Origin of the sequence: Dentiradicibacter hellwigii (genome assembly GCF_041770905.1) — a bacterium.
In the GTDB taxonomy this organism is placed as follows: Bacteria; Pseudomonadota; Gammaproteobacteria; order Burkholderiales; family Rhodocyclaceae; genus Propionivibrio; species Propionivibrio hellwigii.
The window spans coordinates 804,339-830,660 of record NZ_JBEUWX010000002.1 but is presented as its reverse complement, the minus strand read 5'-3'; the positions used below and the strand labels follow the sequence as shown (position 1 = coordinate 830,660).

Below are 26,322 nucleotides of genomic sequence, written 5' to 3'. Positions count from 1 at the left end.
TCTTGTGTTTATGTTTTTCGCGGTAGTCTCTGCGGAGTTCGTTCTCTTTTATTTGGCTAATAATTTTTAACGATGAATACAGCAACAACCACCGTTCGCACCCGTTTTGCGCCTTCACCGACAGGCTTTCTCCATATTGGCGGCGCGCGCACCGCCTTGTACGCCTGGGCGTATGCGCGCCACTGCAATGGCAGATTTATTCTGCGTATTGAAGATACCGATGTTGCCCGTTCGACGCCAGAGGCCGTGCAGGGCATTCTTGACGGTATGCAATGGCTTGGGCTAACGCCCGACGAAGGCCCGTTCTACCAGATGCAGCGCATGGAAAGGTATAAGGACGTGCTTCGTCAGATGCTTGCTGAAGGTTCGGCCTATTACTGTTACACCACGCCTGAGGAACTGGAGCGTATGCGTGAGGAACAGCGTGCCAAGGGTCTGAAGCCGCGTTATTCCGGCATTTGGCGACCCGAACCCGGCAAGACGCTTCCGCCGGTACCTGCGGACAGGCAGCCTGTCATCCGCTTTAAAAATCCTATCGACGGCAGCGTTGTTTGGGATGATCTGGTCAAAGGACGCATCGAAATCGCCAATGCCGAGCTTGACGATTTGGTTATTGCGCGCGCCGATCTGACGCCGACGTATAACTTCTGTGTCGTAATCGACGACTGGGATATGGGCATTACCCATGTCATTCGCGGCGACGATCATGTAAATAACACGCCGCGGCAGATCAATATTTTTCGGGCGCTGGGCGCCAATATTCCACATTTTGCGCATTTGTCGATGATTCTTGGCGATGATGGGCAAAAACTTTCAAAACGCCATGGTGCGGTGAGTGTCATGCAGTACGATGAGGACGGCTATCTGCCAGAAGCCGTGCTCAACTATTTGGCTCGGCTCGGTTGGTCACATGGAGACGACGAAGTTTTTTCCATGCAGCAATTCTGCGAATGGTTCGACCTCGACCACATTACGCCGTCGGCGGCACAGTTCAACACCGAGAAACTAAACTGGCTGAATGCCCACTACATCAAACAGGCTGACAATGCACGGCTGGCAGCGCTGATCCGGCCGCGTCTGGCCGATCAAGGCATCACCGTCAGCGAGCTACCGGCGCTGGATGTTATCGTTGGCCTTTATAAGGAGCGCGTTGATAACCTCAATGCCCTGGCAGCTGCTGCACGGGCGTTTTACACCGAACCGGCACCTGCCGCAGAACTGCTCGCACAGCATCTGACGCCGGAAAGCCGCCCGCTGCTGGCCGATTTTATTGCCGGTTTGCGCGATGTTGCCTGGGAAGTGCCTGCCATTAATGCCTTGATTAAACAATGTATTAGTCAGCACGGTGTCAAGATGCCCAAGCTGGCTATGCCTTTGCGCATCCTGCTCACCGGGCAGGCGCAGACACCTTCGGTTGATGCATTGATAACGCTCTTCCCGCGCGAAATCGCATTGGAGCGCCTAGTGCGCGGAATTTCAGAAAAAAACTGAAGCCCGGCGGTAATACCGTTTTTGCTAGAAGCACATTTTGAATGTGACGCGGGTGGTGTGTTGGCAAGGCTCATTCCAAAATGCTTTACAAGAGGCGGTGTCCTCTCTATAATTCGCGCTTCTTTCGGGCGGGGGTATAGCTCAGCTGGGAGAGCGCTTGCATGGCATGCAAGAGGTCAGCGGTTCGATCCCGCTTACCTCCACCAAACGCAGAAAGAAATGTTTCGTCCAGGTCCCCATCGTCTAGAGGCCTAGGACACAACCCTTTCACGGTTGGTACCGGGGTTCGAATCCCCGTGGGGACGCCAGAATGCTCAAAGCTGTCTGTTTTGTAAAACAGACGGCTTTTCTTTTTTTGGTTGATGAAACGAAATGCGGCATAGATATTTCCTAACCTGACATTGCCGCAGCCCCCGTGTATTCCCACAGTTTCGGGGCAATCGAACGGATGGCAATCTGTTCTAGATATTGCGATGTATTGATGTATATAACTGGCCGCAAGCCGGGGCGGATTGTGCCTGGGGGTTGAAAATTTCTAAGTAATTCGTTGAGGGCGTTTTTTGTGCTCCTAGTAATAAAAGGAGCGCCTCAAACGCCCTGTCGCATATCGTCATACCATCGGCTTTTCCCATGCGCCGCGTGTATCTACACCAGCGGCTTCGGACAATGTTTCCAGCTCTGCGATTTCCGTAGCACTGAGTACGATGTCTGCGGCTTGAACGGCTTCTTTCACGTGGTGCGCTTGCGTTACCCCGATGAGTGGCAGTGTGCCTCGGGCGATTGCCCAGGCAATGGCAATCTGCGCCACGCTTGCGCCGTCGTGTCGGGTGCCAATTTCCGCCATTTTGCAGGTCAGTTTTGTCAGCTGCGGCAGAATTTTATTGTAGGTTTCGGCGCGCTGACTGCCTGCGGGCAGCGGGGCTTCCGGCGTGTAGTGACCGCTCAGCGCTCCCTGTTCCAATACCATGTAGGCAAAGAAGTCGATGCTGTTTTTCTGGCAGAAATCGAGAATGCCTGCACGTTCGGATGCGCGATAGAGCAGGCTGTAATGGTTTTGCACGGCAGAGACCGCGTAACCTGCGGCAGTCAGGAGTTCATGGGCACGCTGGATTTGTGCCAGGTTGTGGTTGGAAACGCCCACGCGTTTTACCTTACCGCTTTGCAGGAGCGGGATGAGCAACGGCGTCCATTTTTCTACATTTTGCGGGTTGTGAATCCAGTAGATGTCGATATGGTCGGTACGTAGTCGTTGCAGGCTGGCTTCGAGCATTGTTGCAACTGGATTTTCTGCGGTTTTATCAGCAATCTGCGGCGTGAATTTAGTGGATAAAATTACTTCGTTGCGTCGGTTACCGATCGCTTTGCCAAGTGCTGTTTCAGAGCTGCCCATGCCATAAACGGCAGCGGTGTCCCACAGGTTCAAACCGTGCTGCATGGCGGCGTCGAACGTTTCCTGAATTTGGGCTTCACTCAGGTGGTTGCCGAATACCTGGTCGCCGCCAGCGAAACCTGCGCCCCAGGACCAGGTGCCGAGTGCAATTTTGGGTTGGTTATTCATGATGTTTTCCTTGCAAAAAATTAAGTTGAAAACTTCGTTTAAATTATCGGCGGGAAAGCGTACGTTTCTTTTTTAATGACTCTCTTCGCTGGGAGGCCAGCAGACGAAAGGCTGGCTGTGTCTGATGGGCCTCTTGCGGGTAAGGGACTTAAAGCGCGGATTTTGATGTCCAAAGGAGTCAGTGTGTCAGCCCGGATCCAGATCCAGGTACCTGGATATCATCTTTCTCGCTGTCGTACAGGTGATATTGATTTTTGCCGGCCTGTTTGGCTCGGTACATCGCCTGATCGGCACGGCGTGTCAGGGTTTCGGCATCTTCACCGTCATGCGGGAACAGCGCAGCGCCAATGCTGATCGAAAGCTGTAGCGTATGTTGCCCAATTTCAAAGGGTGTGTTTGCTACGGCAAGCAAGCGAGAAAGCGCCGCTTCGCATTCATTGGGTTTTTTCAGGTCGGAAAGTACCGCGATGAATTCATCGCCGCCAAGGCGTGCCAAAGTGTCGCTTTCACGCAAAGTGGTGCGTAACCGATGGGCGATGGCGACAAGTAACTGGTCGCCGGTTTCATGGCCATGCGTATCGTTAATTTCTTTAAAGCCGTCAAGGTCGAGATAGACCAGTGCCAGTTCATTCTGGTTGCGGCGGGCGTGTGCAATAGCCTGATGCAGGCGATCGGCGAGCAACACACGGTTGGGAATGTCCGTGAGTGCGTCGTAATGCGCCATGCGTTCAAGCTGCTGCTGTTGTCGCTTACTTTCAGTAATGTCCGAGGTGAAGGCGATATAGTAAGGTGAGGCGCAAGCTTCCATGCTCTGGATTGCGGTAATACTGAGCCGCTGGGCATAAGTTTTTCCATTTTTGCGGCGATTCCAGACCTCACCTTGCCAGTATCCTGTCTGTATCAACTTCTTCCACATCGTTTTGTAAAAACTATCGTTATGTTGCCCGGACTTGAGAATGCGGGGATTTTTTCCGATGGCCTCCTCGCGTGCATAGCCGGTGATTTGGCTGAATGCGGCGTTGACGTCGATAATTTTTCCTGTGAAATCAGTGATGACGATTCCTTCGTGGGCATGGGAAAAAGCGTTGGCAATAAGCTTCAATCGTCTGTTTTCGGTCTTGTGCCGAGTGATGTCGGTAAAAAAAAGAATGCACCCGGTTTGCCGCCCATCCTGTTGAATGGGGTGAGAACGGAATTTGATGCAGCGGCCGTCGTTGAGCGTGAGTTCTCGTATTAAATCATGTGCTTTGCCAGAAATATTGCTGGCGCTCCAATCGTTTGCCTGCCATTGCCGGCAGATTTCAGGTGAGCGGATTTGCGTGGAAAAGTACGCGAATATATCCGTAGCGCGTATGTTTTCGTGCGTAGGCAGCAGCGACTCGGGCAGTTGCCAAAGCGAGGTAAGCTGACGGTTCATCCTGATGATTTCACCGCGCTCATCGAGCATCAGAATGCCGTCTTCGCAAGCATCAATGACTACCTGCAGTTGTGCATCAGCCCAACTTGGTCGATTATCAATATCCTTGTGCGTCATACGTTTGATTGCTGGGTTTTTTTGGGAGGCAGAGTTTTTCCTGCCACCCTATCAGTATTCTTGCTTTTGTTGCCGGAATTTCCGTGAATTTCTGTGCATTGTATCTCCCCACATACGGCTTGACAGGTTTTTATGCGTATTGATACGGAGGCGTAGTAGTTGCTGGAGGTTTATCCGGTTCAAATACCTGATTTTTGCTGTAATTCATTTACGGATAACGGCTTTTTGAGTATAATTCAAAGACTTTCGTTACCCCTTTGGGGGGGTGGTTTGCGGGGATGGGCTGTTCGCCCATTTTTTATTTGTAGCCATGGACTTACACGAACTTCTTGAAAAAACAGTGAATGGACTGGGCTTCGATCTGGTCGATGTCGAACAGAGTCCGCGCGGACGTATCTTGCGCGTATTTATTGACAAGCCGGAGAAAACCGGTGGCGTCGATGTGGAGGATTGTGCTGCCGTCAGCGACCATTTGTCGCGTGTGCTGGCGGTCGAAAACATCGATTACGACCGGTTGGAGATTTCATCGCCGGGGCTTGACCGGGTATTAAAGAAGCCGTCTGATTTCGAGCGTTTTTCCGGTTCGGAAGTCAATCTGCGTTTGCGTGTGCCGTTGTCCGGACGTAAAAATTTTAATGGCGTTCTGCGTGGTTTGCAGAACGGTACGGTGACGTTGGCGCTGGAAACGGGGGATGTTGCGCTGGCTTTCGACAATATCGACAAGGCCAGACTGGTGCCGAAGTTTGATTGATACCAGGGCTAGAAACGGGAAATAGGGCAATAGAGGATTGCGAAAATGAGCCGGGAAATTTTGTTGCTGGTCGATGTGCTGGCGCGTGAAAAGAACGTCGACAAGGAAATCGTCTTCGCCGCGCTGGAAATGGCACTTGCGTCGGCGGGTAAGAAACGTGTCGACGAAGAGGCCGATCTGCGCGTCGCGGTCAATCGTGAAACGGGTGATTTTGAAACTTTCCGCCGCTGGGAAGTCGTTGCTGATCAGGATTATCTGAACGAGGCGCTGACAATTCCGCTTTCCGAGGCACAGAAGCAGGATCCGGATGTTGCCGTCGGTGATTTTCTTGAAGAGACGATCGAGCCGGTCGATTTTGGCCGGATTGGCGCACAGGCGGCCAAGCAGGTCATCCTCCAGAAAATCCGTGATGCTGAGCGCGACCAGATTCTCAACGATTTCCTGAGTCGCAAGGAAAGTCTGGTAAATGGCACGATTAGGCGTATAGAGCGCGGCAACGCCATCATCGAAATTGGCAAGGTGGAAGCGATTTTGCCGCGTGATCAGATGATTCCACGCGAGAACCTGCGCGTTGGCGATCGCGTCAAGGCGTTCCTGCTGCGCGTTGACCGTCAGGCGCGCAGCCCGCAGTTGGTTTTGTCGCGCACGGTTCCGGAATTCATCGTCAAACTGTTTGAGATGGAAGTGCCGGAGATCGAGGATGGCTTGCTGGAAATCAAGGCGGCAGCGCGTGATCCAGGACTGCGCGCCAAGATTGCCGTCAAGTCGAATGATCAGCGCATCGACCCGATCGGCACTTGTGTCGGTATGCGCGGTATGCGCGTGACAGCGGTGACCAATGAACTGGCGGGCGAACGCGTCGATATTGTGCTCTGGTCGGCGGATCCGGCGCAATTTGTCATTGGCGCGCTGGCGCCGGCGGAAGTCATCTCCGTAGTAGTTGACGAAGATAAACACAGCATGGATGTTGTGGTCGATGAGGCGAATCTGGCGGTGGCGATTGGCCGCGGTGGTCAGAATGTGCGTCTGGCCTCGGAAATGACCGGCTGGGCGATTAACCTGATGACTGAAGAAGAGTCGCGGACCAAGCTGGAGGCCGAATCGGCAGCCATCCGCGTGCTGTTCATGGAAAAACTCGATGTTGACGAAGAAGTGGCGAACGTGCTGATCGACGAAGGTTTTTCGACGCTGGAAGAAGTTGCGTATGTCCCCCTGCAGGAAATGCTGGAAATAGAAAGCTTTGATGAAGCCATGGTGCAGGAACTGCGGGAACGCGCCCGTAACGCATTATTAACTGAGGCGATTGTGACCGAAGAACGTATTGGCAGCGTCGATGAACAGCTGTTGAATATGGAAGGCATGGACAAACCGCTACTCGGTCAGCTGGCCAGCCACGATATCAAGACCCTTGACGATCTGGGTGATCTTTCCGTGGATGAGCTGGTGGAAATGAGCGGTATCGACGAGGCGCGGGCGAAGCAGCTCATTACCACGGCGCGCGCGCACTGGTTCGAATAAGGAAAGAGGAGGGGGAAGATTCTTATGGCGCAAATAAGCGTTGCCCAATTTGCCGACAGTCTTGGGATGCCGGCGACATCCCTGCTGGAGCAGTTGAAAAAGGCAGGTGTTAGCAAAAGCGCCCCGGATGAACTGCTGACTGAACAGGATAAAAGCCGTCTTTTGGATTTTCTACGCAGCGCACATGGTGCGGCCGAGTCAAGAACCAAGATTACGTTGACGCGTAAGGAAACGACGGAAATCAAGTCGCAGGATGCTCAGGGAAAATCACGCACGGTGCAGGTTGAGGTGCGCAAGAAGCGCATCCTGGTCAAGCGTGATCCTCTTTCACTCAAACCAGCGGCAAAACAGCCTGCCAGTGCCCAGACGGCGGTGGCGGACGCAATGCGGTCGCCCACGATGCCTAAATCGGCAGATCCAGAAGCCCCGGCTACTGCGCTGGCGGCATCGGAGGTTCCTGTGTTGCAGGCCGGTTCCGTAGATTTGCCCTCGCCTGGGCCGGCAGCTACCCCAGCGGCCGAATCCGCAGCGCCGGCGGCAATGCCGGTGACGCCAGCCGCTGAGGCAGAACAAGAACCATCGACAGTCACTGCGCCGGAGGCGCTGGCGCCGGCTGTAGAGGATCATCCTGTCGCCGCTAAAGTACCGAAAAAAGCGGCAGCTGATGCTAAATCCAGCAAATCGACCAAAGCCGATAAGGCATCAGTAGATAAGGCAGGAGAGGTTAAAGCGAAAGAGGCAAAGCGCGGCGATACAAAACCGACAGTTAAAAAGGTAGTCACACGCGCTTCGATCATTAGTGAAGAACAGCAGCGCCTGCGTGCCGAGGAAGAGCGCCGTAAGGCTGAATTGCGCGCGCGCCAAGAGGCCGAATTTATTGAAAAACAGCAGCGCGCTGCCGAACTGGCGCGTCTGAAGCAGGAAGCCGAGGCAAAGGCTGAAGCGGCGCGCGCTGCGGAAACCGCCAAAAAAGCCGCGGCGGCGGCGGCCAAGACCCTTGCTGAACGTCCGGCAAGCGAAGAAAAACCAACGAAATCCGCCGGCAAACAAGGGGCCTCCGACAAGGTGGATAAGAAGGGGGACAGGAAAGGCGGCGATCGGAAAAACAATCAATGGAAGGAAGAAGGTAGCGGCAAGCGCCAGGGATTGAAAGTGCGCGGCGGTGCGACCGGTACCTCCGGCTGGCGCGAAGGCAAAGCGGGCGGCAAACGGTCGGGACGGCGTGATGCCGTGGAATCGACGCATGGCTTCCAGCAACCGACCGAAGCAGTCGTGCATGATGTGCATGTGCCCGAGACGATTTCAGTCTCCGATCTGGCGCACAAGATGGCTGTCAAGGCAACGGAAGTCATCAAGACGTTGATGAAGATGGGGTCGATGGTGACCATCAATCAAGTGCTCGATCAGGAAACGGCGATGATCGTCGTCGAGGAAATGGGGCACCGTGCCTTTGCCGCTAAACTGGACGATCCCGATGCTTTCCTTGATGAGGCGACCAACAAGGATGCGCCGCAACTGCCGCGTGCGCCGGTGGTGACTGTCATGGGGCACGTTGATCATGGCAAGACCTCACTGCTCGACTATATCCGTCGCACGCGCATTGCTTCGGGGGAAGCGGGGGGGATTACCCAGCATATCGGCGCCTATCATGTCCATACGACACGCGGTATGGTGACTTTCCTCGATACGCCGGGGCATGAGGCATTCACGGCGATGCGCGCGCGCGGCGCCAAAGCGACCGACATCGTTATTCTGGTTGTCGCTGCTGACGATGGCGTGATGCCGCAGACGCGCGAAGCCATTCACCACGCCAAGGCGGCGGGGGTGCCGATTGTTGTAGCGGTGAACAAGATCGACAAACCGGAAGCCAATCCGGAGCGCGTCAAGCAGGAACTGGTGGCCGAGGAAGTGGTGCCGGAGGAATATGGCGGCGATTCGCCTTTTGTTTCGGTGTCCGCCAAAACCGGGCAGGGGATCGACGATCTGCTGGAAAACGTGCTTTTGCAGGCGGAGGTGCTTGAATTGACCGCGCCGCAGGATGCGCCGGCCAAGGGGCTGATCATCGAGGCCAGTCTTGACCGCGGGCGCGGCCCAGTGGCGACGATGCTGGTGCAGTCCGGGACATTGCACCAGGGCGATATTCTGCTTGCCGGCCAGGTGTTTGGCCGTATTCGCGCTATGATCGATGAAGATGGCAAGCACATCAAGGAGGCGGGGCCATCGATTCCGGTCGAAGTGCTTGGGCTTTCCGATGTGCCGGCGGCCGGTCAGGAAGCCGTGGTGCTTGCTGATGAACGCAAAGCACGCGAGATTGCCCTGTTCCGCCAGGGTAAATTCCGTGACGTGAAGCTGGCTAATAAACAGGCGGCCAATCTGGAAAATCTGCTTGAACAGATGGGCGAGTCCGATGTGAAGACATTGGCGCTGATCATTAAGGCCGATGTCCAGGGCTCACAGGAGGCGCTCGTGCAATCGCTGCAAAAATTGACAACCGACGAGGTCAAGGTCGATGTCATTCATGCGGCCGTCGGCGGTATCACCGAGTCCGATGTGCATCTGGCGCAGGCGTCCAATGCCGTCATCATCGGCTTCAACACGCGTGCCGATGCCGGTGCGCGCAAGACAGCGGAAAACGTTGGCATCCAGATCCGTTACTACAATATCATTTACGATGCCGTCGATGAGGTCAAGGCGGCGCTTTCAGGCATGCTCTCGCCAGAGAAACGCGAAGAAGTCACCGGGCTGGTCGAAATCCGTCAAGTCTTCCGTGCCAGCAAGATCGGTACGATCGCGGGCTGTTATGTGCTGGAAGGCGTGGTCAAGCGGACTTCGCGTGCGCGTTTGTTGCGCGACAATGTGGTGATCTGGGAAGGCGAACTGGAGTCGCTCAAACGCTTTAAAGACGATGTCAAGGAAGTCCGCGCTGGCTTTGAATGCGGAGTGTCGCTGAAGAATTACACCAACTATGAGGCGGGCGATCAGCTTGAAGTGTTCGATGTAACCGAAGTGGCGAGGACGCTGTAAGTGAACCGTCATAAAGGTCATCACAGCTCGCATGGATTTTCACGCCAGGAACGTGTGGCCGAACAGATTCGCCGCGAACTAGCGGCATTGATTGATGGTGAGCTGAAAGATCCGCGCATTGGCATGATCAGTATCACCGGTGTCGAAGTGACGCCCGATTACGCGCACGCTAAGGTGTTTTTCAGTACGCTGGCTGGCCACGAGCATGTCGATGGCGTGCTGTCCGGGCTGGCAAGCGCTGCGGGTTTCTTGCGGCGTGAGCTAGGTCGGCGCATCCGCATTCATACGACGCCGCAACTGCATTTTCTCTTTGACCCGTCGCTGGAACGCGGCGCGGAACTTACAAAGTTGATCGAAGAGGCCGTGACGAGTTCGCAAGACGCCGAGGCGGAAAACGCTTCCGACGAACCTTGACTGCTACAACGCGCCCAGCGCGCCGCTGGCAGCGCGTCGATGGGGTCGTGCTGCTCGATAAACCGGCGGGGATGACTTCCAACGCTGCTTTGCAGGCCGTTCGCCGCCTGTATGCTGCTGCCAAGGGCGGCCATACGGGGACGCTTGATCCGTTGGCTACGGGGCTGTTGCCGCTCTGTTTTGGCGAGGCGACCAAGTTTTCCGCCGATCTGCTCGACGCGCCAAAGACTTACGAAGCCAATGTTCTGTTCGGCATCAGCACCTCGACTGGCGATGCCGAGGGCGAAGTGTTGGCGCGCCGCTGCGTCGAATTCTCGCAACCTGAGCTTGAACGGGCGCTAGCTTCGTTTCGTGGCCCGATCCGCCAGATCCCGCCGATGTATTCGGCATTGAAGCGCAATGGTCGCCCGCTGTATGAGTTGGCTCGGCAAGGCGTTACGGTCGAGCGCGCTGCGCGCACCGTGACCATTCATTCGCTGGAATTGCTGGCATTTTCTGGTCAACGTTGCAAGGTGCGTGTGGTTTGCAGCAAGGGGACTTACATTCGCGTGCTGGTCGAAGACATTGGAAAAATGCTTGCCTGTGGCGCCCATTTGACGGCCTTGCGGCGTACTGCTGTGGGCGATCTAACGCTCAATGCTGCTGTTCCGTTATCGGTGCTAGATAGCGGCGGTGAAACGGTGCGCCGACAGGCACTGCTGCCAGTGGATACCTTGTTGCAAAACCTGATACCGGTGAGTCTCGATGCGCCGACCGCCCAGCGGTTTTTACACGGCAACCCGGTCACGCTGTCCGAAACCAAGCTGCGCAATGCATTGAGGGGAAACGATCATTATGAAAAATGCCGCGTTTATTATCATGACACTCAGTTGCTAGGCATTGGTGCGCTTGATTTCAATGGTCAACTGAAACCGGTCAGGTTGTTGGCTGCAGAACAGAAATTTTCCTGAATTTTTGGCGGTATGCTTTCCAAGCGTGGCCATTGCTCACTAGGGCTGGGAGACCTATCGAATCACAATACGCAATGGTGTTCTTGCTCCCTTTGGCATGTAGATTACGGATTCCCCGAGAAGCGATCATTTTCAGTTTTTTCCAGACATGATGCGTCAAGTGATCATTAGCTTTGTAGATAATCTTGGCGAATTCATGTCCCCAAACTTGGTTGTCGCATCTTGGCGGCTAGGCTATAATGCCAACCCCCGCTCAAGCCGGAGCGGGATTTTCTTTTATTGATCAATATCGGACGTTAGCTCTATCAAACTGGGGCGCGTCGTTTTCTAGAGAGAGTTTGACATGGCAATTACTGTGGCGCAGAAAGCGCAGATTATGGCTGATTATCAGCGCGCCAAGGGCGATACCGGTTCGGCTGAAGTACAGGTGGCATTGCTAACCGCACGTATCAATGACTTGACTGTCCATTTCAAGGAACATGCCAAGGACCACCACTCCCGCCGCGGTCTGCTGCGGATGGTGAGCCGTCGCCGTAAGTTGCTGGATTATCTGAAGCGTACGAATGTCGATTCATACCGCGCGCTGATTCAGCGTCTCGGTTTGCGTAAATAATCTGTCTGCAAACGCCGCACTGCGGTTGGAGAGCAGACAATGATGATTGACTGGCAGCGGCCAACCCGCAAGGGTTGTGCCGCTGTTTTTGTTTTGCTTTGGGGTTTGTTGTGTTACGCAGTAGGGGTATATAGATGTGTATAGATGGCACATGGATTTTGCCGATGTGCCGAACTGTCGAGAAAGGAAGAAATGTTTAATTTTGTCAAAAAAACTTTTACCTACGGAGCGCACCAGGTTACGTTGGAAACGGGCGAGATCGCCCGTCAGTCGGGCGCTGCCGTGCTGGTGTCGATGGATGAGACAGTCGTTCTGGTGACCGTGGTCGGTAACAAGTCGGTTAAGCCCGGGCAGGATTTTTTTCCACTGACTGTCGATTACATTGAGAAAACCTATGCCGCCGGGCGCATTCCAGGCGGATTCTTTAAGCGTGAAGGCCGTCCGTCAGAAAAAGAAACGCTGACCTCGCGTTTGATTGACCGTCCACTGCGCCCGCTTTTCCCTGACGGTTTTTTTAACGAAGTACAAATTGTGGCGATGGTCGTTTCGCTCAACCCTGAGGTCGATCCGGACATCCCGGCAATGATCGGTGCTTCGGCGGCGCTGGCGGTTTCCGGTATTCCTTTCAATGGACCGATTGGCGCTGCGCGCGTGGGTTACATCAATGACCAGTACATACTTAATCCGACCCAGACGCAGCTCAAGGATAGTCGCCTTGATCTCGTTGTCGCCGGTACACAGGCGGCCGTACTGATGGTCGAGTCGGAAGCGGATATTCTGCCGGAAGACGTTATGCTCGGTGCGGTGGTTTTCGGCCATGAGCAGATGCAGACTGCCATCAATGCCATCAATGAGTTCGTTGACGAAGGGGGTAAGCCTGAATGGGACTGGACACCCGCGCCCAAAGATGAAGAACTTGTCGCCAAATTGAATGCGCTGGTTGAGGCGGATGTTCAGGAAGCTTTCCGCATTACCAGTAAACAGGAGCGTACGCAGCGACTTAGTGAAATTTCTGCCCGGGCGATCGAAACGCTGACAGTGGGTGAGAATGCGCCGGATGCGGCAACCATCGGCAACCTGCTGTTTGATATCGAATCACGCATCGTTCGCGGCCGTATTCTGGCCGGAGAGCCGCGTATTGACGGGCGCGATACGCGCACCGTGCGTCCGATTGCCATTCGTTCCGGCGTCTTGCCGCGTACCCATGGTTCGGCGCTATTTACGCGCGGTGAAACGCAAGCCCTAGTTGTCGCGACGCTCGGAACGGGACGCGATGAGCAGATTATCGACGCACTGTCCGGTGAAACGCGCGAACGCTTTATGCTGCATTACAATTTCCCGCCGTATGCGACGGGTGAGTGCGGTCGTGTCGGGTCGCCGAAGCGGCGTGAGATCGGTCACGGACGTCTAGCCAAACGAGCGATGGTTGCCGTACTGCCGAAAACCGAAAATTTTTCCTATACCATGCGTGTCGTTTCGGAAATCACCGAATCAAATGGCTCCAGCTCAATGGCCTCGGTCTGCGGTTCGACGCTGGCGCTGATGGATGCCGGCGTGCCGCTCAAGGCGCACGTTGCCGGTATTGCTATGGGGCTGATCAAGGAAGGTAACCGCTTTGCCGTGCTGACGGATATTCTGGGCGATGAAGATCATCTCGGCGATATGGACTTTAAGGTGGCCGGTACTGATACAGGCGTGACCGCCTTGCAAATGGACATCAAGATCCAGGGCATTACCAAGGAAATCATGCAGGTGGCGCTGGCTCAGGCAAAAGAAGCGCGTCTGCATATCCTCGCAAAAATGCAGGCAGCAGTTGCTGCGCCGCGTCAGGAAGTTTCCAACTATGCGCCGCGCCTGTATACGATGAAGATCAATCCGGACAAGATTCGCGACGTGATCGGCAAGGGAGGTGCGGTTATCCGTGCGATTACCGAAGAAACCGGCACGACGATTGATATCAAGGAAGACGGTACGATCACGATCGCCTCGGTCAATGCTGAAGCGGCAGATGCCGCCAGATCGCGCATTGAGTCGATTACGGCGGATGTGGAAGTGGGCAAGATCTACGAGGGCACCGTGCTCAAGCTGCTGGATTTCGGCGCTATCGTCAGCATTTTGCCAGGGCGTGACGGTCTGCTGCATATCTCGCAAATTGCCAACGAGCGCGTCAATGCGGTTTCAGACTACCTCAAGGATGGCCAGAAGGTTCGCGTCAAAGTGCTTGAGGCGGATGAAAAAGGGCGTATTCGCCTGTCGATGAAAGCGATCACCGCGGAGGATAGCGGCGCGGCAGGGGGTTCCCAGTAGTTCAGTACTAAATTTTGCCTGAAGACGAAAAAGCCACCCTGTTCCGGGTGGCTTTTTCTTGGTAAGTTTCGGCGAGCGGTGCAGGAAAAAATACAGCCTACAGCCCGCAACCCACGGCCGTGTTACTTGGCGACTTGCTTTTCGCGCACTTCCTCGAGGGTTTTGCAGTCGATGCACAGCGAGGCCGTCGGGCGTGCTTCCAGGCGCTTGATGCCGATTTCAACACCGCAAGCACTGCAATAACCATAATCACCGCTATTGATCATGGCGATCGTGTCGTCGATTTTCTTGATCAGCTTACGTTCGCGATCACGGTTACGCAGCTCGATGGCGATATCAGTTTCCTGGCTGGCGCGATCGTTGGGATCGGCGAAAACGGTTGCTTCGTCCTGCATGGTTTGCACCGTTCGCTCAATATCCTTCATCAGGCCAGCCTTGAGTGATTCCAGAATATTCCGGAAATGGGCGAGCTGGCGTGGATTCATGTATTCCTCTCCCTTTTTCGGGACATAAGGAGGAATGTTTTTCTCTTTCGAGCGCGATCGTTCTGGCATATCTGAAAGTCAAGCAATCGTGGTGGAAAACCGGCTTCATATCAAAAAACAGCGCGTGCTGCAACTGGCTGAGCAGGCGATATTCAGATAGCAGCCAAATCAAAAGTGTACAATAACTGCTCTCTCCACTTTTTTCTAGTCAGCTGATGAGCGAAAAAATGTGTCACTGGTTTGACTTACCTTTTTCTCTGGGTCGTGTGCTTTTTTGCTCCAGGATTGACCAGAATCAATGCTATCGGTAAAATGCGCGCTTCTTCGGGGCGTAGCGCAGCCTGGTAGCGCATCTGCTTTGGGAGCAGAGGGTCGTGAGTTCGAATCCCACCGCCCCGACCAGAATAGAATGGCAAGTCCTCGCCGAAGGCTTGTGATATGTCCCGAAGGATGCGTATTCATCGGCACCTGGCGCCCGTAGCTCAACCGGATAGAGCACCGGCCTTCTAAGCCGGGGGTTGTGAGTTCGAGTCTCGCCGGGCGCGCCAGAAATAGATACGATGGCGATGTTAGCTCAGTTGGTAGAGCAACGGATTGTGATTCCGTGGGTCAGCGGTTCGATCCCGCTACATCGCCCCAACGAAGTGTTTGGGCCAATCCTTTGGGATTGGCTTTTTCTTTTTCTTTTTCTTCTTTCTTATATCGCATTCCCTGTGTGCTTTGCGCGTGTTTTTGCTAATCCTCCCATCCATCCTGTCGAATTTCCGCTGGTCCCGTGCAATCGCGCCAGACAAGCGCCTGATTTGCCGAGGCAATGAAAGAATAATCCATGCAGCGGCCTGAAATCGGGAAAATCTTGGTGCCCGTCAAACGGGTTATTGACCCCTGTGTGGCGATCCGCATCAAGGGCGATGGCACCGGCGTAGAGACGGCGGGTGTCAGGATGAGCATGAATCCGTTTGATGAAATTGCCGTTGAGGCCGCCGTTCGCGTCAAGGAAAGCGGGGCGGCAAATGAGATCATTGCCGTCTCCTGTGGTGTATCCGCCTGCGCAGAAACGCTGCGCACTGCACTGGCGATGGGGGCTGACCGCGCTATCCTTATTGAAACCGGCATCGAGCTTCAGCCGCTGGCTGTGGCCAGAGTGCTGGTAGCGCTGTGCCGGAAAGAATTGCCGGATCTTGTTATCTGCGGCAAACAGGCGATCGATAGCGATGCCGGTCAAACAGGTGCGATGCTTGCTGCCTTGCTTGACTGGCCGCTGGCGACGCGCGTTTCCCATCTAAATGTTTCTGAAGGGCAGGTTTTGGCGACGTGCGAAACCGACGATGGATGCGAAGTCTGGCAGCTGCGGCTCCCGGCGCTATTAACCGTTGAATTGGGGCTGAATACGCCGCGCTACGTGACGTTGCCCAATCTGATGAAAGCGAAGAAAAAGCCTTTGGATACGCTGAGGCTGGAGGCGTTGGGTATCAATGTTGGCTCGCGGTTGGCGCAGGTATCGATAAGCGCACCACCGCCACGCCGCGCGGGCGTTCGCGTCGCCGATGTCGGCGAGTTGATCAGATGTCTGCGCGATGAAGCGCGAGTGCTCTGATATGTCTCACATTTCTCCCAACCCTTTTGTTCCCGTCGCTTCTGGTATTTCTTCCGGGATTCGTGTACTGGTCATTGCGGAAAATACCGGGGACGGCCTCAGCAAAACGGTGCCTCCAATCGTGTCAGCCGCCCGGCAGCTGGGCGGCGAAGTGCATGTGCTGATCAATGATGGCAGTGATGCTGCTTCGGCCTCGGCCGCCCGCGCAGCGGCGGCGTTGCCGGGTGTTTCGCTGGTGAAAATTGCCGAAACTGCATACGTCTCTGCCAATGAGGCTGCCCCGAGAGTGGAGGATACGGCAGCGTTGATTCTGGCGCATGCAGCCGGTTATACGCATATTTTGGCGGCGGATTCAGGATATTTCCGCAATGTGTTGTCGCGCCTCGGCGCCTTGCTGGGGGTCGAACCGATCACTGGCGTGGTGCGTATTTCGTCGCCCGACACCTTTGTTCGGCCCGTCTATGCGGGCAATGCGCTGTTGACGGTGCGCAGCGGCGATCCGGTGAAAATTCTGACGCTTCGGGCGGCGAGCTTTGCAACGGCAAACAATGATGCGGAAGCGAATGGGGATAGCAAGTATGGCAGCCGGGATGAACAGCGCGGTCAGGCCACAATGACAGTCGTTGCGCCTGCCTCCGCGACCTTCTCGGCGGTTACCGCAGCGGCGGTGCTGCTTGAACGCCGGTGTGCGACGAACATGGAGGGCGGAAAAAACTCGCCATCCCTGGATGCTGCGCGTATCGTCGTCGCGGGTGGCCGTGGGCTGGGGAGTGCCGAGAACTTTTCGATGCTGCTGACGCCGCTGGCTGAGCAACTGGGGGCGGCGCTGGGCGCCAGCTATGGCGCGGTCAGCGCGGGATATGCCGCCAATGCGCTACAGATTGGTCAGACAGGGCGGATTATTGCCCCGGAGCTTTACATTGCCGTGGGAATTTCGGGCGCAATTCAGCATCTGGCCGGCGTTAAGGAGGCACGAGTCATCGTTGCAATCGACAAAGATCCGGAAGCGCCGATTTTCAAAGTCGCCGATTACGGGCTGATCGCCGATCTCTTCGATGCCGTGCCGGCGCTGACGCGAGCGCTGGCTGCAATGAGTAAAAAAGCGTGATGCCATGGGCCGTGAGAGCGTCGAATTTGATGTCGTCATCGTGGGCGGCGGTCCGGCGGGATTATCGGCGGCGATTCGCCTCAAACGACAGGCGCAGGCGGACGGGCGGGAAATCAGCGTTTGTCTGATCGAAAAAGCCGCCGAAATTGGCGGACACACGCTTTCCGGCGCCATCGTCGATCCGCGCGCATTGGATGAATTGCTGCCTGATTGGCGGGAACAGGATTCGCCGCTCAAACTCGCCGTATCGGAAGAGGCGTTTTTCTGGCTATCCGAGCGCGGCAGCATCCAGATCCCGCATCGACTGTTGCCTGCCTGTTTCCGTCAGGCCGGCACTTACCTTGTTTCGCTTGGCGATTTGTGCCGCTGGCTGGCGCAGCAGGCCGAGACCCTGGGGGTCGAGATTTTCCCCGGTTTTGCGGCGACTGAAATTCTTCTGGGAGATACCGTGGATGGCGAACGCGTCGTCAATGGCGTGATTACTGGGGATTTCGGGCGTCTCCGAGACGGTTCGCCGGGTCCGGACTTTCAACCGGGAATGGCGCTGCGCGGCAAATACACGCTGTTTGCTGAAGGGTGTCGCGCGTATCTCGGAAAGCGACTGATCGAGCAATATCGCCTGGATGAGGGTGCCGCGCCGCAAACATATGGACTGGGGATCAAGGAAGTCTGGGACGTGCGGCCGGAAAACCATGCTCCGGGCCGTGTCCTGCATACCTGCGGTTGGCCGCTGAAGCCGGATACCTATGGCGGCGGTTTTTTGTATCACCAGCAAGATCGGCGGGTTGCTGTCGGGTTCGTCGTCGGGCTGGGGTACGCCAATCCTTATCTATCCCCTTTTGAGGAATTTCAGCGCTTTAAGACACATCCGCGTATCCGCGCCTGTTTACACGGGGGCCGGCGCATTGCCTATGGGGCCAACAGCGTTGCATCCGGCGGGCTGCAGGCCATGCCCCGGCTGGTATTCCCCGGTGGTGCGCTGGTCGGCGATGCAGCTGGTTTTCTCAATGCGGCGCGCGGTAAGGGCGTGCATGGCGCCATGTTGTCCGGCATGCTGGCGGCGGACGCCTGTTTTGCGGCGCTGAGGGCAGGCCGCGCGGGCGATGAGCTGAGCGCGTATCCGCAGGCATTTTGCCGCAGCTGGCTGCACGATGAACTGTGGGCGACGCGCAACTTTAAGCCCTGGTTGACGAAAGCGGGGCTGTATTTCGGCAGCGCACTATTTGCCGCCGAGCAGAAACTGTTTGCCAGCAATGTGCCGTGGACGTTGCGTGTCAACGAGCCGGATCATGCCGCTTTGCGTCCGGCGGCTGCTTTCTCGCCGATTGCCTATTCGCTGGCGGATGGCGTATTGACGTTCGACCGGCCGTCGTCCGTGTTCCTGGCAAATCTGCGTTATGAAAAAGATCAGCCCGTTCATTTGCATCTTAAGGATGAGCGTTTGCCGGTTTCCGTCAATCTCGCCAAGTACGATGCCCCGGAGCAGCGTTACTGCCCGGCCGGCGTGTATAGGGTTCTGCACGAGGGGCCGGAGCGCACGCCGCGTTTACAGATTGATGCGCAGAATTGCCTGCATTGCAGAACCTGCGATATCAAGGACCCGCTGCAAAATATTAAATGGACGCCGCCGCAAGGCGGCGACGGGCCGGCATATACAAGTTTATGAAGCCGAAGATGCCGAACGGAGCGTTACCCAAGCCGCTTTTTTCTTACCGCCCGTATTGGGCGAAGCGTTTTGGCATTGCGCCGTTTTTGCCGATGTCACGTGAAGAAATGGAGGCGCTGGGTTGGGACTCCTGTGATGTGATCATCGTTTCCGGCGATGCCTATATTGACCATCCGAGCTTCAGTACGGCGCTGATCGGGCGCTTGCTCGAAGCGCAGGGCTTTCGCGTGGGCATTATTGCCCAGCCTGACTGGCATTCCGCCGAGCCTTTCCGCGTGCTTGGCCGGCCGAATCTCTTTTTCGGCGTGTCGGCCGGCAACATGGATTCGATGGTCAACCGTTATACGGCTGATCGCAAGATTCGCTCCGATGATGCCTATACGCCGGATGGCGCGCCGAATCGCCGCCCGGACCGAGCTGTGATCGTCTATGCGCAGCGCTGTCGGGAGGCGTATCCGGAGGCAAATGTCGTGATCGGGGCGATTGAAGCCAGCTTGCGCCGCGTTGCCCATTACGATTACTGGTCGGATACCGTGCGGCGTTCAGTGCTGCCGGATGCAAAGGCCGATCTGTTGGTCTATGGCAATGCCGAGCGTGCCATGGTCGCGCTGGCGCATCGCCTGGCGATGGGTGAGCCGATTGCTGCCATCCGTGACCTGCGCGGTACGGCTTTCATGACGGCGCGGGGCTGGTTGCCGGCAGATGATTGGACGGAAATCGATTCAACCCGTGTCGATACGCCGGGACGGCTTGACCGCCCCGCCAATCCTTATGGCGAGACGGTGCGCCAGGATTGCCCGGCAATGGCCAAAACGGCAGAAAGCTCCGTGCCATATGAAAAAGCGGAAAAAGCATCTGTGAAAAAAGCGGCGGCACAACCGCTGATTTTTTATACGCAAGATCGTCAGGCGCGCCGCCAGGATCGTGGCAGTAAATCCGCCGTGGAGTCCGGGAAGGCAGAAAATGCCGGGCATATTGCTGCACGTTCGCGTACCGTGATTCGTCTGCCCTCCTATGAACAGGTGCGCGATGACCCGGTGCTGTACGCACATGCTTCGCGTACCTTGCATCTGGAATCGAATCCCGGTAACGCGCGTGCTTTGGTTCAGGCGCATGGTGCGCGCGATGTCTGGCTCAATCCGCCGCCGATACCGCTGACGACGGCGGAAATGGATGGCGTCTACGACCTGCCTTTCCAGCGTAAACCGCATCCTGCTTACGGGCAGGCCAGAATTCCCGCCTACGAGATGATCCGTTTTTCGATCAATATCATGCGCGGCTGCTTCGGCGGTTGCACGTTCTGTTCGATTACCGAGCATGAAGGGCGCATCATCCAGAGCCGCTCGGAAGCTTCTGTATTACGGGAGATCGAGGATATCCGCGACAAAACGCCGGGCTTTACCGGCATTATTTCCGATCTCGGCGGGCCGACAGCCAACATGTACCGTATGGCTTGCCGGGATAAGCACATCGAGTCGGCCTGTCGACGGCTGTCGTGCGTTTTTCCTGATATTTGCCACAATCTCATCACCGACCATGCGCCGCTGATCGATTTATATCGCAAGGCGCGCGCTGTGCCAGGCGTCAAGCGCATTCTGATCAGTTCCGGGTTGCGCTACGATTTGGCTGTGCGTTCGCCGGAGTACATTAGAGAGCTGGTGGCGCATCATGTCGGCGGTTATTTGAAAATTGCGCCGGAACACACGGAGCCGGGACCTCTTGCGTACATGATGAAGCCAGGTATCGGTGCATATGATCAATTCAAACGGCTTTTCGATAAGGCATCGCGGGACGCGGGCAAGGAACAATACCTGATTCCTTACTTTATCGCGGCGCATCCGGGGACGGGCGATGAGGATATGCTCAATCTGTCCCTCTGGCTCAAACGGAACGGTTTCCGACTCGATCAGGTGCAAACTTTCCTGCCGACGCCCATGGCGCTGGCGACGACGATGTTCCGCAGCGGACGTAATCCGCTGAAAAAGGTAACGCGTGATGCACCACGGGTCAGCACTGTACGCGGTGCGCGCCAGCGCCGTCTGCATAAAGCTTTCTTGCGTTATCACGATCCCGATAATTGGCCGTTATTGCGCGAGACGCTGAAACAAATGGGGCGTGCTGACCTGATCGGCAATGGCAAGCGGCATCTGGTGCCGAATTTTCAACCAGCAGAAACAGGAGATAAGCGGTACGGGAATCCGATCAAAAAGCTGAAAATGAGGATCTTGCCGCCGCGTGGGGGGCGATCATCAAAATGAGCGCAAGGCACGATTGGTGTCCGAATCGTGTGAAAAAAGCAGAACGCCGGCAAATGCGCGATGGAGCCGTATATGATGCCGTAAGTCCGCAAGCTGAAATGGTATTTCCAATGGTGTTACATTGACCGGAACTGGGGGGCATTGATAAAATCGCATTTTTTCGACAGGTGTGCCATGCGTCAAAAATTGGTTGTAGGTAACTGGAAAATGAACGGTAGTTTGCAGGCCAACCAGTCGCTTCTCAAGGAACTATCGGCAGGTATTACAGATGCGTGTGGCGTTGCTGTTGCTGTCTGCGTGCCGTTTCCCTACCTGGCGCAGGCGCAGGCGTTGCTGGCTAAAACGTCTCTGGCGTGGGGGGCACAGAATCTGAGCGAAAAGGATTCTGGTGCATTTACTGGCGAAGTTGCCGCATCAATGCTGCGTGATTTTGCCTGCCGCTATGTGCTGGTTGGGCATTCGGAACGGCGTACACTGTATGGTGAAAATAATGCGCTGGTTGCCGAGAAGTTTGCCGCGGCGCTGGCGGGCGGTTTACAGCCGATATTGTGCGTTGGCGAAACGCTGGCTGAACGCGAAACCGGAAAGACGGGGGAGGTTGTCGCAAAGCAGGTCGCCGCTGCGATTGATCGCGCCGGCATTGCGGCTTTTTCCAAGGCTGTTGTCGCGTATGAGCCTGTTTGGGCAATTGGTACCGGTAAAACAGCCAGTAGTGCGCAAGCGCAGGAAGTCCATGCCGCTATTCGGGCGCAGGTGGCGTGCGCTGATGTCAAGGTTGCTGAAGGTTTGCAGATTCTTTATGGTGGGAGCGTTAAGCCGTCGAACGCCGCAGAGCTATTCGGCATGCCCGATATCGATGGTGGGTTGATCGGTGGTGCTTCGCTGGTGGCGAGTGATTTTCTGGCAATTTGCCAAGCTGCGACCCCGGCTTAATAAGGCAAGGATTATTTATGGAGTTTCTTTTTTCGTTAGCGCTGACGCTGCACGTTTTGGCAGCAGTCGGGATCGTTGGGCTGGTGCTAGTACAGCACGGCAAAGGTGCGGATATGGGCGCGACTTTTGGTAGTGGCGCTTCGGGTAGCCTGTTCGGTGCCGCCGGTTCAGCCAACTTTCTTAGCCGTACGACGGCAGTGCTTGCCGTCGTGTTCTTCTTGACGAGTCTGTCTCTGGCGTATTTTGCCTCAAATACGCCAAAGACAACTGGTAGTGTGATGGAGGATGCGGTAAAATCCGCCCCAGAAGCTGTGACTGCTCCCGCAGCGGGGGAAGAAGTTCCGGCTCCTGCGGATTCTGCTTCAAAGGCTAAAGATATTCCAAAGTAACAGCTTATTTTTTAAGGTGACGGATCTCTCTCGCAGTACCGTTGCCTGTTGTTTGGGTGTGCCGACGTGGTGAAATTGGTAGACACGCTATCTTGAGGGGGTAGTGACTTCGGTCGTATGAGTTCGAGTCTCATCGTCGGCACCAAATAAAAAGAAAAGGTCGGTTAGGCGCGCTTATTTCCTTATTTGAACAAAAACAAAAAAACGCTCGCCCCAAAAAAGTAATTCGCCCAAGAAAACCGTTTCACGGCAATAGATTTAATTATATTCGCTGGTGAAATTGGTTTTTTTACAAAGCGGTCGGCTAATAACAGCACAGATTGTGCGACAAGGAGCAGTATCGGGACTGTTGTGTCCAGCGATTAATTACTGTCTTGTATTTCTATTTTTTGTCGATGTGTTTTTCCCTATTTATTAGGATGTTTTAGGGGTTATGAATAATCATCTGGTATCTCGCACTGACGAGAAGCATCTCATAGAAGTCGAACTAGAAAGCACCCAAGCGTATCACGGCCACCTGCTTGATGTGCGCGTGGATCGTGTACGCCAGCCCGATGGCCGCGAGGCGACGCGCGAATACATTCGGCATCAGGGAGCGGTCGTCGTTGTTCCCATTCTCGATAATGGCGAGCTGGTTTTTGAACGGCAGTTCCGTTATCCACTGCGACGTGTTTTTCTTGAATTTCCGGCGGGAAAAATTGAAGCGGGTGAAGATGTTCTGATGACCGGCCAACGCGAGCTTCTGGAAGAAACGGGCTATATGGCGAGCGACTGGCGACATCTGGGTGTATTACATCCCTGCATTGGTTATTCTGACGAGCGAATTGAGATTTTTTCTGCGCGCGGTTTGCAGCGGACCCCCGAAGGGCAGCGGCTCGATGAGGGTGAGTTTGTCGAATTGCTGACATTAAGCCTGGATACGGCGCTGGAGGCAGTGCGTCATGGCGAGATTACGGACGGTAAAACGATTGCTGCGCTCTTCTGGGCAGAAAAAATTATGCGCTCGGGCTGGTAGCCAGATACTGCTTGTGATACCGCCCGAGGCTTCGTATATCGCTCTATTTCTGGACTGAATCTCGTTCTTCAGAATGCGGTGATTGCCCTGAGCAACATGCTAGAATCCACCGGTTTTTATCTTGTGGAGAAAGTCTGATGTTCCAGTCCGCCCTGATCCAGGATTTACATGATCGCGGCCTGATCGCCCAGTTGACCGATGCGCGCGGGCTTGATGCCTTACTGGCAAGCTCATCGGTGACACTGTATTGTGGTTTTGATCCGACGGCGGATAGTCTGCATCTTGGGCATCTGGTGCCCGTACTGGTGCTCAAACGCTTTCAGCAGGCGGGACATAAGCCGATTGCACTGGTTGGTGGCGCAACGGGCATGATCGGTGACCCCAGCTTCAAGGCGACTGAACGCAAGCTTAATACCCCCGAAATTATTGCGGTCTGGGTTGTGAATATTCGTGCCCAAGTTGCACCGTTTCTGAATTTTGATGGCGTCAATGCAGCAATCATGGCCAATAACTACGACTGGTTTGGCGGCATGAGCGCACTCGATTTTTTGCGTGATATCGGTAAACATTTCTCGGTCAATGCGATGATCAAGAAAGAGTCGGTGCAGCAACGCATCAATCGCGACGAGCAGGGTATTTCCTATACGGAATTTTCCTATAGCCTGTTGCAAGGCTATGATTTTGTCGAGCTGAACCGACGTTATGATTGTGTATTGCAGATTGGCGGTTCAGATCAATGGGGCAACATTACCGCCGGTGCCGATCTGACACGGCGGCTGAATCAGAAGCAGGTGTATGGTCTGACGCTCCCGCTAGTGACGAAATCCGACGGGACCAAATTCGGCAAGACGGAATCGGGCGCCATTTGGCTGGATGCAAAAAAAACTTCGCCCTATGCTTTTTATCAATTCTGGATCAATACAGCCGATGCAGATGTCTATAAATTCATGCGCTATTTCACTTTTCTGTCTGTCGAGGAAATCGACGCTATTGAAGCGGCGGATAATGCGGGCGGGAAGAAGCCGGAAGCGCAGCGTATCTTGGCCGAGCAGGTGACCGAACTGGTGCACGGACAGGCGGCGCTGCAAGCGGCACAGCGTATTTCGAAGAGCCTGTTTTCCGGCGATCTCGACGCACTGACCGAGTCGGATTTCGAACAGTTGGCGCAGGATGGTGTGCCGGGCCTTACGTTGGAAAAATCGGCGGATGGTCTGGTTGATGCACTGGCGGCGGCGGGCTTAGCCAAATCGAAGAGTGAGGCGCGCGGCTTTCTGCAAAGCGGCAGTGTCCAGGTGAATGGTGTCAGAATCGACGCCATTGATTACTGTTTTACCGAAACCGACCGACGTTTTGGCCGCTTTACTCTCCTGCGCCGTGGTAAAAAGAATTACGCGATGCTGCGCTGGCAATAATGTGGACAATCGCCGCCCTTAACGGACAGGGTTTTTTATGAAGCTGCAACAACTTCGCTATCTAGTTGAAGTTGCGCGTTCTAATCTGAATATTTCAGAAGCGGCGGAAGTTTTATATACCTCCCAACCCGGCGTATCCAAGCAGATCAAATTATTGGAAGACGAGCTGGGCATCATTATTTTTGAGCGTAGCGGCAAACGGCTGACGGCTATTACCGAGCCAGGAAAACGCGTGCTCGAAATTGCACGGCGGCTTTTGCGCGAGACGGAGAATATCAAACGTGTTGGTGAAGAATACGCCAGCGGTAAATCAGGCTGTCTGGCGATTGCAACAACGCATACCCAGGCGCGCTATGCTTTGCCGCGCATTGTCAAGGAGTTTGTTGGGCGCTATCCGAAGGTTCGATTGACCCTGCACCAGGGCAATCCCGCGCAGATTGCCGAATGGACTTTACAAGGAAAGGCGGATCTGGCGATTGCTACCGAACTTGACCAGTATCCTGAACTTGTCGTTCTACCCAGTTACCAATGGGGACTTTGCCTCATCGCTCCGGATGGGCATCCGGTGCTTGCGGAAAAAAACCTGACACTATCCGTGCTGACCAAATGGCCGTTGATTACTTACGATACGGTATTTTCCGCGCGCATCCGCGTCGATCAGGCGTTCGAACGGGCGCAGCTTACGCCGAACATTGTACTGGCGGCGATCGACACGGATGTGATCAAAACCTATGTTGAACTAGGGCTGGGGCTTGGCATCATTGCCGATATTGCCCACGATGCTGAGCGTGATTTGGGTCTGTCCGCCATAGGCGCTGCGCATCTGTTCGGCTCAAATATCACGCGGATCGGTTTGCGCCGCGGTACCTATTTGCGCTGTTTTGAATACGACTTTATCAGCCTGTTTGCGGGGCACCTGACCCGAAAGGCCATTGATATGGCAATGTCCGGCACGGGCGTCGGTGACGATTATGCCCTTTGAACAAAGAACGTTTAAAGGTCCGCTTGCCCGGCTGGTGACATACATGACCGGTGTGTTGTCCATGGTTGCCGCCGTGATTTTTTCCCTATTCCTGCTGACAGTCGCGGCGGTTGTTGGCTTTGGTGCCTGGGCTGGCTTCTGGTGGAGAAAACGCAAACAGCGCCGCTCGCCGGACGGGCAGGGAAGAAATGGCGTACATACCAACATCCCCGGGCGATCTGCAAAAAGTAGAGTCGACGATGGCGATATTATTGAAGGTGAGGCTACGCGCATCGCCGATGAACATGACGCAGAGCACACTTCGTCTTCTTAAGGAC

The 26,322-nt window shown here is 55.2% G+C and carries 21 protein-coding genes and 6 tRNA genes; 24 read left to right on the top strand and 3 right to left on the bottom strand.

The genetic code is table 11. The annotated features are described in order from the left end of the window. Positions 1-72: 72 nt before the first annotated feature. From gltX to ABCS64_RS06110, 3 genes are all read left to right on the top strand, one after another. Entirely contained in the window at positions 73-1,491 is a 1,419-nt protein-coding gene (gene gltX / locus ABCS64_RS06120; protein ID WP_418890994.1) for a glutamate--tRNA ligase, read from the top strand. Positions 1,492-1,621: 130 nt separating this feature from the next. After that, positions 1,622-1,697 (top strand) — tRNA-Ala (locus tag ABCS64_RS06115). Positions 1,698-1,723: 26 nt separating this feature from the next. After that, positions 1,724-1,799 (top strand) — tRNA-Glu (locus tag ABCS64_RS06110). 302 nt (positions 1,800-2,101) lie between these two features. On the opposite strand, the gene ABCS64_RS06105 is transcribed toward ABCS64_RS06110, so the two are convergent. Further along, entirely contained in the window at positions 2,102-3,049 is a 948-nt protein-coding gene (locus ABCS64_RS06105; protein WP_418890993.1) for an aldo/keto reductase, read from the bottom strand. Between the two features lie 178 nt (positions 3,050-3,227). After that, positions 3,228-4,583, bottom strand: coding sequence for a diguanylate cyclase domain-containing protein (locus ABCS64_RS06100; protein ID WP_418890992.1), 1,356 nt, complete (start codon positions 4,581-4,583; stop codon positions 3,228-3,230). A 310-nt stretch (positions 4,584-4,893) separates the two neighbouring features. Here ABCS64_RS06100 and rimP point away from each other — a divergent pair, with 310 nt between their 5' ends. The 7 genes from rimP (at position 4,894) to pnp (ending at position 14,160) form a co-directional block, all read left to right on the top strand. Continuing rightward, the gene (gene rimP, locus ABCS64_RS06095) at positions 4,894-5,334 is read left to right on the top strand and encodes a ribosome maturation factor RimP (RefSeq protein ID WP_418890991.1); all 441 of its coding nucleotides are present in this window, start codon (positions 4,894-4,896) and stop codon (positions 5,332-5,334) included. 45 nt (positions 5,335-5,379) lie between these two features. Further along, positions 5,380-6,852 carry a transcription termination factor NusA gene (gene nusA, locus ABCS64_RS06090; RefSeq protein ID WP_418890990.1) on the top strand — a complete coding sequence of 491 codons (1,473 nt, stop codon included), beginning with the start codon at positions 5,380-5,382 and terminating at the stop codon, positions 6,850-6,852. Between the two features lie 24 nt (positions 6,853-6,876). Continuing rightward, positions 6,877-9,876: a translation initiation factor IF-2 gene (gene infB, locus ABCS64_RS06085; RefSeq protein ID WP_418890989.1), complete on the top strand. Its 3,000-nt coding sequence runs from the start codon at positions 6,877-6,879 to the stop codon at positions 9,874-9,876. Beyond that, positions 9,877-10,290 (top strand): 30S ribosome-binding factor RbfA, encoded by a 414-nt coding sequence (gene rbfA, locus ABCS64_RS06080; RefSeq protein WP_418890988.1) that lies wholly within the window; start codon positions 9,877-9,879, stop codon positions 10,288-10,290. Further along, a complete protein-coding gene (gene truB / locus ABCS64_RS06075; RefSeq protein WP_418890987.1) occupies positions 10,287-11,240 on the top strand; it encodes a tRNA pseudouridine(55) synthase TruB in 954 nt (317 codons plus the stop codon). Before rbfA ends, truB begins: the two co-directional genes overlap by 4 nt. Positions 11,241-11,583: 343 nt before the next feature. After that, a complete protein-coding gene (gene rpsO / locus ABCS64_RS06070; protein WP_418890986.1) occupies positions 11,584-11,853 on the top strand; it encodes a 30S ribosomal protein S15 in 270 nt (89 codons plus the stop codon). A gap of 192 nt (positions 11,854-12,045) precedes the next feature. Continuing rightward, complete coding sequence (gene pnp, locus ABCS64_RS06065; protein WP_418890985.1) at positions 12,046-14,160, top strand: polyribonucleotide nucleotidyltransferase; 2,115 nt, start codon at positions 12,046-12,048, stop codon at positions 14,158-14,160. A gap of 122 nt (positions 14,161-14,282) precedes the next feature. Here the strand turns inward: pnp and dksA are convergent, their stop codons facing one another. Continuing rightward, entirely contained in the window at positions 14,283-14,645 is a 363-nt protein-coding gene (dksA, locus tag ABCS64_RS06060; protein ID WP_479686652.1) for an RNA polymerase-binding protein DksA, read from the bottom strand. Positions 14,646-14,970: 325 nt separating this feature from the next. Here dksA and ABCS64_RS06055 point away from each other — a divergent pair. The 14 genes from ABCS64_RS06055 (at position 14,971) to ABCS64_RS05990 (ending at position 26,318) form a co-directional block, all read left to right on the top strand. Beyond that, positions 14,971-15,047 (top strand) — tRNA-Pro (locus ABCS64_RS06055). Positions 15,048-15,116: 69 nt separating this feature from the next. Beyond that, positions 15,117-15,193 (top strand) — tRNA-Arg (locus ABCS64_RS06050). Between the two features lie 15 nt (positions 15,194-15,208). Beyond that, positions 15,209-15,284: transfer RNA gene (locus ABCS64_RS06045), tRNA-His, on the top strand. A gap of 190 nt (positions 15,285-15,474) precedes the next feature. Further along, positions 15,475-16,242, top strand: a complete 768-nt coding sequence (locus ABCS64_RS06040) for an electron transfer flavoprotein subunit beta/FixA family protein (protein ID WP_418890983.1) — start codon at positions 15,475-15,477, stop codon at positions 16,240-16,242. A 1-nt stretch (position 16,243) separates the two neighbouring features. Then, complete coding sequence (locus ABCS64_RS06035; protein WP_418890982.1) at positions 16,244-17,350, top strand: FAD-binding protein; 1,107 nt, start codon at positions 16,244-16,246, stop codon at positions 17,348-17,350. Positions 17,351-17,354: 4 nt separating this feature from the next. Next, a complete protein-coding gene (locus tag ABCS64_RS06030) occupies positions 17,355-19,016 on the top strand; it encodes an electron transfer flavoprotein-ubiquinone oxidoreductase (protein ID WP_418890981.1) in 1,662 nt (553 codons plus the stop codon). Between the two features lie 92 nt (positions 19,017-19,108). Then, positions 19,109-21,274: a YgiQ family radical SAM protein gene (locus tag ABCS64_RS06025; protein ID WP_418891894.1), complete on the top strand. Its 2,166-nt coding sequence runs from the start codon at positions 19,109-19,111 to the stop codon at positions 21,272-21,274. A gap of 174 nt (positions 21,275-21,448) precedes the next feature. Beyond that, positions 21,449-22,207 (top strand): triose-phosphate isomerase, encoded by a 759-nt coding sequence (gene tpiA, locus ABCS64_RS06020; RefSeq protein WP_418890980.1) that lies wholly within the window; start codon positions 21,449-21,451, stop codon positions 22,205-22,207. 17 nt (positions 22,208-22,224) lie between these two features. Beyond that, the gene (gene secG / locus ABCS64_RS06015; protein ID WP_418890979.1) at positions 22,225-22,596 is read left to right on the top strand and encodes a preprotein translocase subunit SecG; all 372 of its coding nucleotides are present in this window, start codon (positions 22,225-22,227) and stop codon (positions 22,594-22,596) included. Between the two features lie 60 nt (positions 22,597-22,656). After that, positions 22,657-22,741 (top strand) — tRNA-Leu (locus tag ABCS64_RS06010). A gap of 288 nt (positions 22,742-23,029) precedes the next feature. Then, a complete protein-coding gene (locus ABCS64_RS06005; RefSeq protein ID WP_418890978.1) occupies positions 23,030-23,611 on the top strand; it encodes an NUDIX domain-containing protein in 582 nt (193 codons plus the stop codon). A gap of 137 nt (positions 23,612-23,748) precedes the next feature. After that, positions 23,749-25,023 carry a tyrosine--tRNA ligase gene (gene tyrS / locus ABCS64_RS06000; RefSeq protein ID WP_418890977.1) on the top strand — a complete coding sequence of 425 codons (1,275 nt, stop codon included), beginning with the start codon at positions 23,749-23,751 and terminating at the stop codon, positions 25,021-25,023. 37 nt (positions 25,024-25,060) lie between these two features. Continuing rightward, positions 25,061-26,005 carry a CysB family HTH-type transcriptional regulator gene (locus ABCS64_RS05995; protein WP_418890976.1) on the top strand — a complete coding sequence of 315 codons (945 nt, stop codon included), beginning with the start codon at positions 25,061-25,063 and terminating at the stop codon, positions 26,003-26,005. Beyond that, a complete protein-coding gene (locus tag ABCS64_RS05990) occupies positions 25,995-26,318 on the top strand; it encodes a hypothetical protein (RefSeq protein ID WP_418890975.1) in 324 nt (107 codons plus the stop codon). The genes ABCS64_RS05995 and ABCS64_RS05990 overlap by 11 nt, the downstream gene beginning before the upstream one ends. Positions 26,319-26,322 lie beyond the last annotated feature (4 nt).

Bases quoted from the DNA above. Each gene is read 5' to 3' on its own strand.
- tpiA (WP_418890980.1), top strand. From the start codon at position 21,449: ATGCGTCAAAAATTGGTTGTAGGTAACTGGAAAATGAACGGTAGTTTG.
- tyrS (WP_418890977.1), top strand. From the start codon at position 23,749: ATGTTCCAGTCCGCCCTGATCCAGGATTTACATGATCGCGGCCTGATC.
- ABCS64_RS05995 (WP_418890976.1), top strand. From the start codon at position 25,061: ATGAAGCTGCAACAACTTCGCTATCTAGTTGAAGTTGCGCGTTCTAAT.
- ABCS64_RS06100 (WP_418890992.1), bottom strand. From the start codon at position 4,583: ATGACGCACAAGGATATTGATAATCGACCAAGTTGGGCTGATGCACAA.
- ABCS64_RS06005 (WP_418890978.1), top strand. From the start codon at position 23,030: ATGAATAATCATCTGGTATCTCGCACTGACGAGAAGCATCTCATAGAA.
- infB (WP_418890989.1), top strand. From the start codon at position 6,877: ATGGCGCAAATAAGCGTTGCCCAATTTGCCGACAGTCTTGGGATGCCG.
- ABCS64_RS06030 (WP_418890981.1), top strand. From the start codon at position 17,355: ATGGGCCGTGAGAGCGTCGAATTTGATGTCGTCATCGTGGGCGGCGGT.
- rimP (WP_418890991.1), top strand. From the start codon at position 4,894: ATGGACTTACACGAACTTCTTGAAAAAACAGTGAATGGACTGGGCTTC.
- secG (WP_418890979.1), top strand. From the start codon at position 22,225: ATGGAGTTTCTTTTTTCGTTAGCGCTGACGCTGCACGTTTTGGCAGCA.
- ABCS64_RS06035 (WP_418890982.1), top strand. From the start codon at position 16,244: ATGTCTCACATTTCTCCCAACCCTTTTGTTCCCGTCGCTTCTGGTATT.
- nusA (WP_418890990.1), top strand. From the start codon at position 5,380: ATGAGCCGGGAAATTTTGTTGCTGGTCGATGTGCTGGCGCGTGAAAAG.
- ABCS64_RS06105 (WP_418890993.1), bottom strand. From the start codon at position 3,049: ATGAATAACCAACCCAAAATTGCACTCGGCACCTGGTCCTGGGGCGCA.
- rpsO (WP_418890986.1), top strand. From the start codon at position 11,584: ATGGCAATTACTGTGGCGCAGAAAGCGCAGATTATGGCTGATTATCAG.
- gltX (WP_418890994.1), top strand. From the start codon at position 73: ATGAATACAGCAACAACCACCGTTCGCACCCGTTTTGCGCCTTCACCG.
- ABCS64_RS06025 (WP_418891894.1), top strand. From the start codon at position 19,109: ATGTCACGTGAAGAAATGGAGGCGCTGGGTTGGGACTCCTGTGATGTG.
- ABCS64_RS06040 (WP_418890983.1), top strand. From the start codon at position 15,475: ATGCAGCGGCCTGAAATCGGGAAAATCTTGGTGCCCGTCAAACGGGTT.
- dksA (WP_479686652.1), bottom strand. From the start codon at position 14,645: ATGAATCCACGCCAGCTCGCCCATTTCCGGAATATTCTGGAATCACTC.
- ABCS64_RS05990 (WP_418890975.1), top strand. From the start codon at position 25,995: ATGCCCTTTGAACAAAGAACGTTTAAAGGTCCGCTTGCCCGGCTGGTG.
- pnp (WP_418890985.1), top strand. From the start codon at position 12,046: ATGTTTAATTTTGTCAAAAAAACTTTTACCTACGGAGCGCACCAGGTT.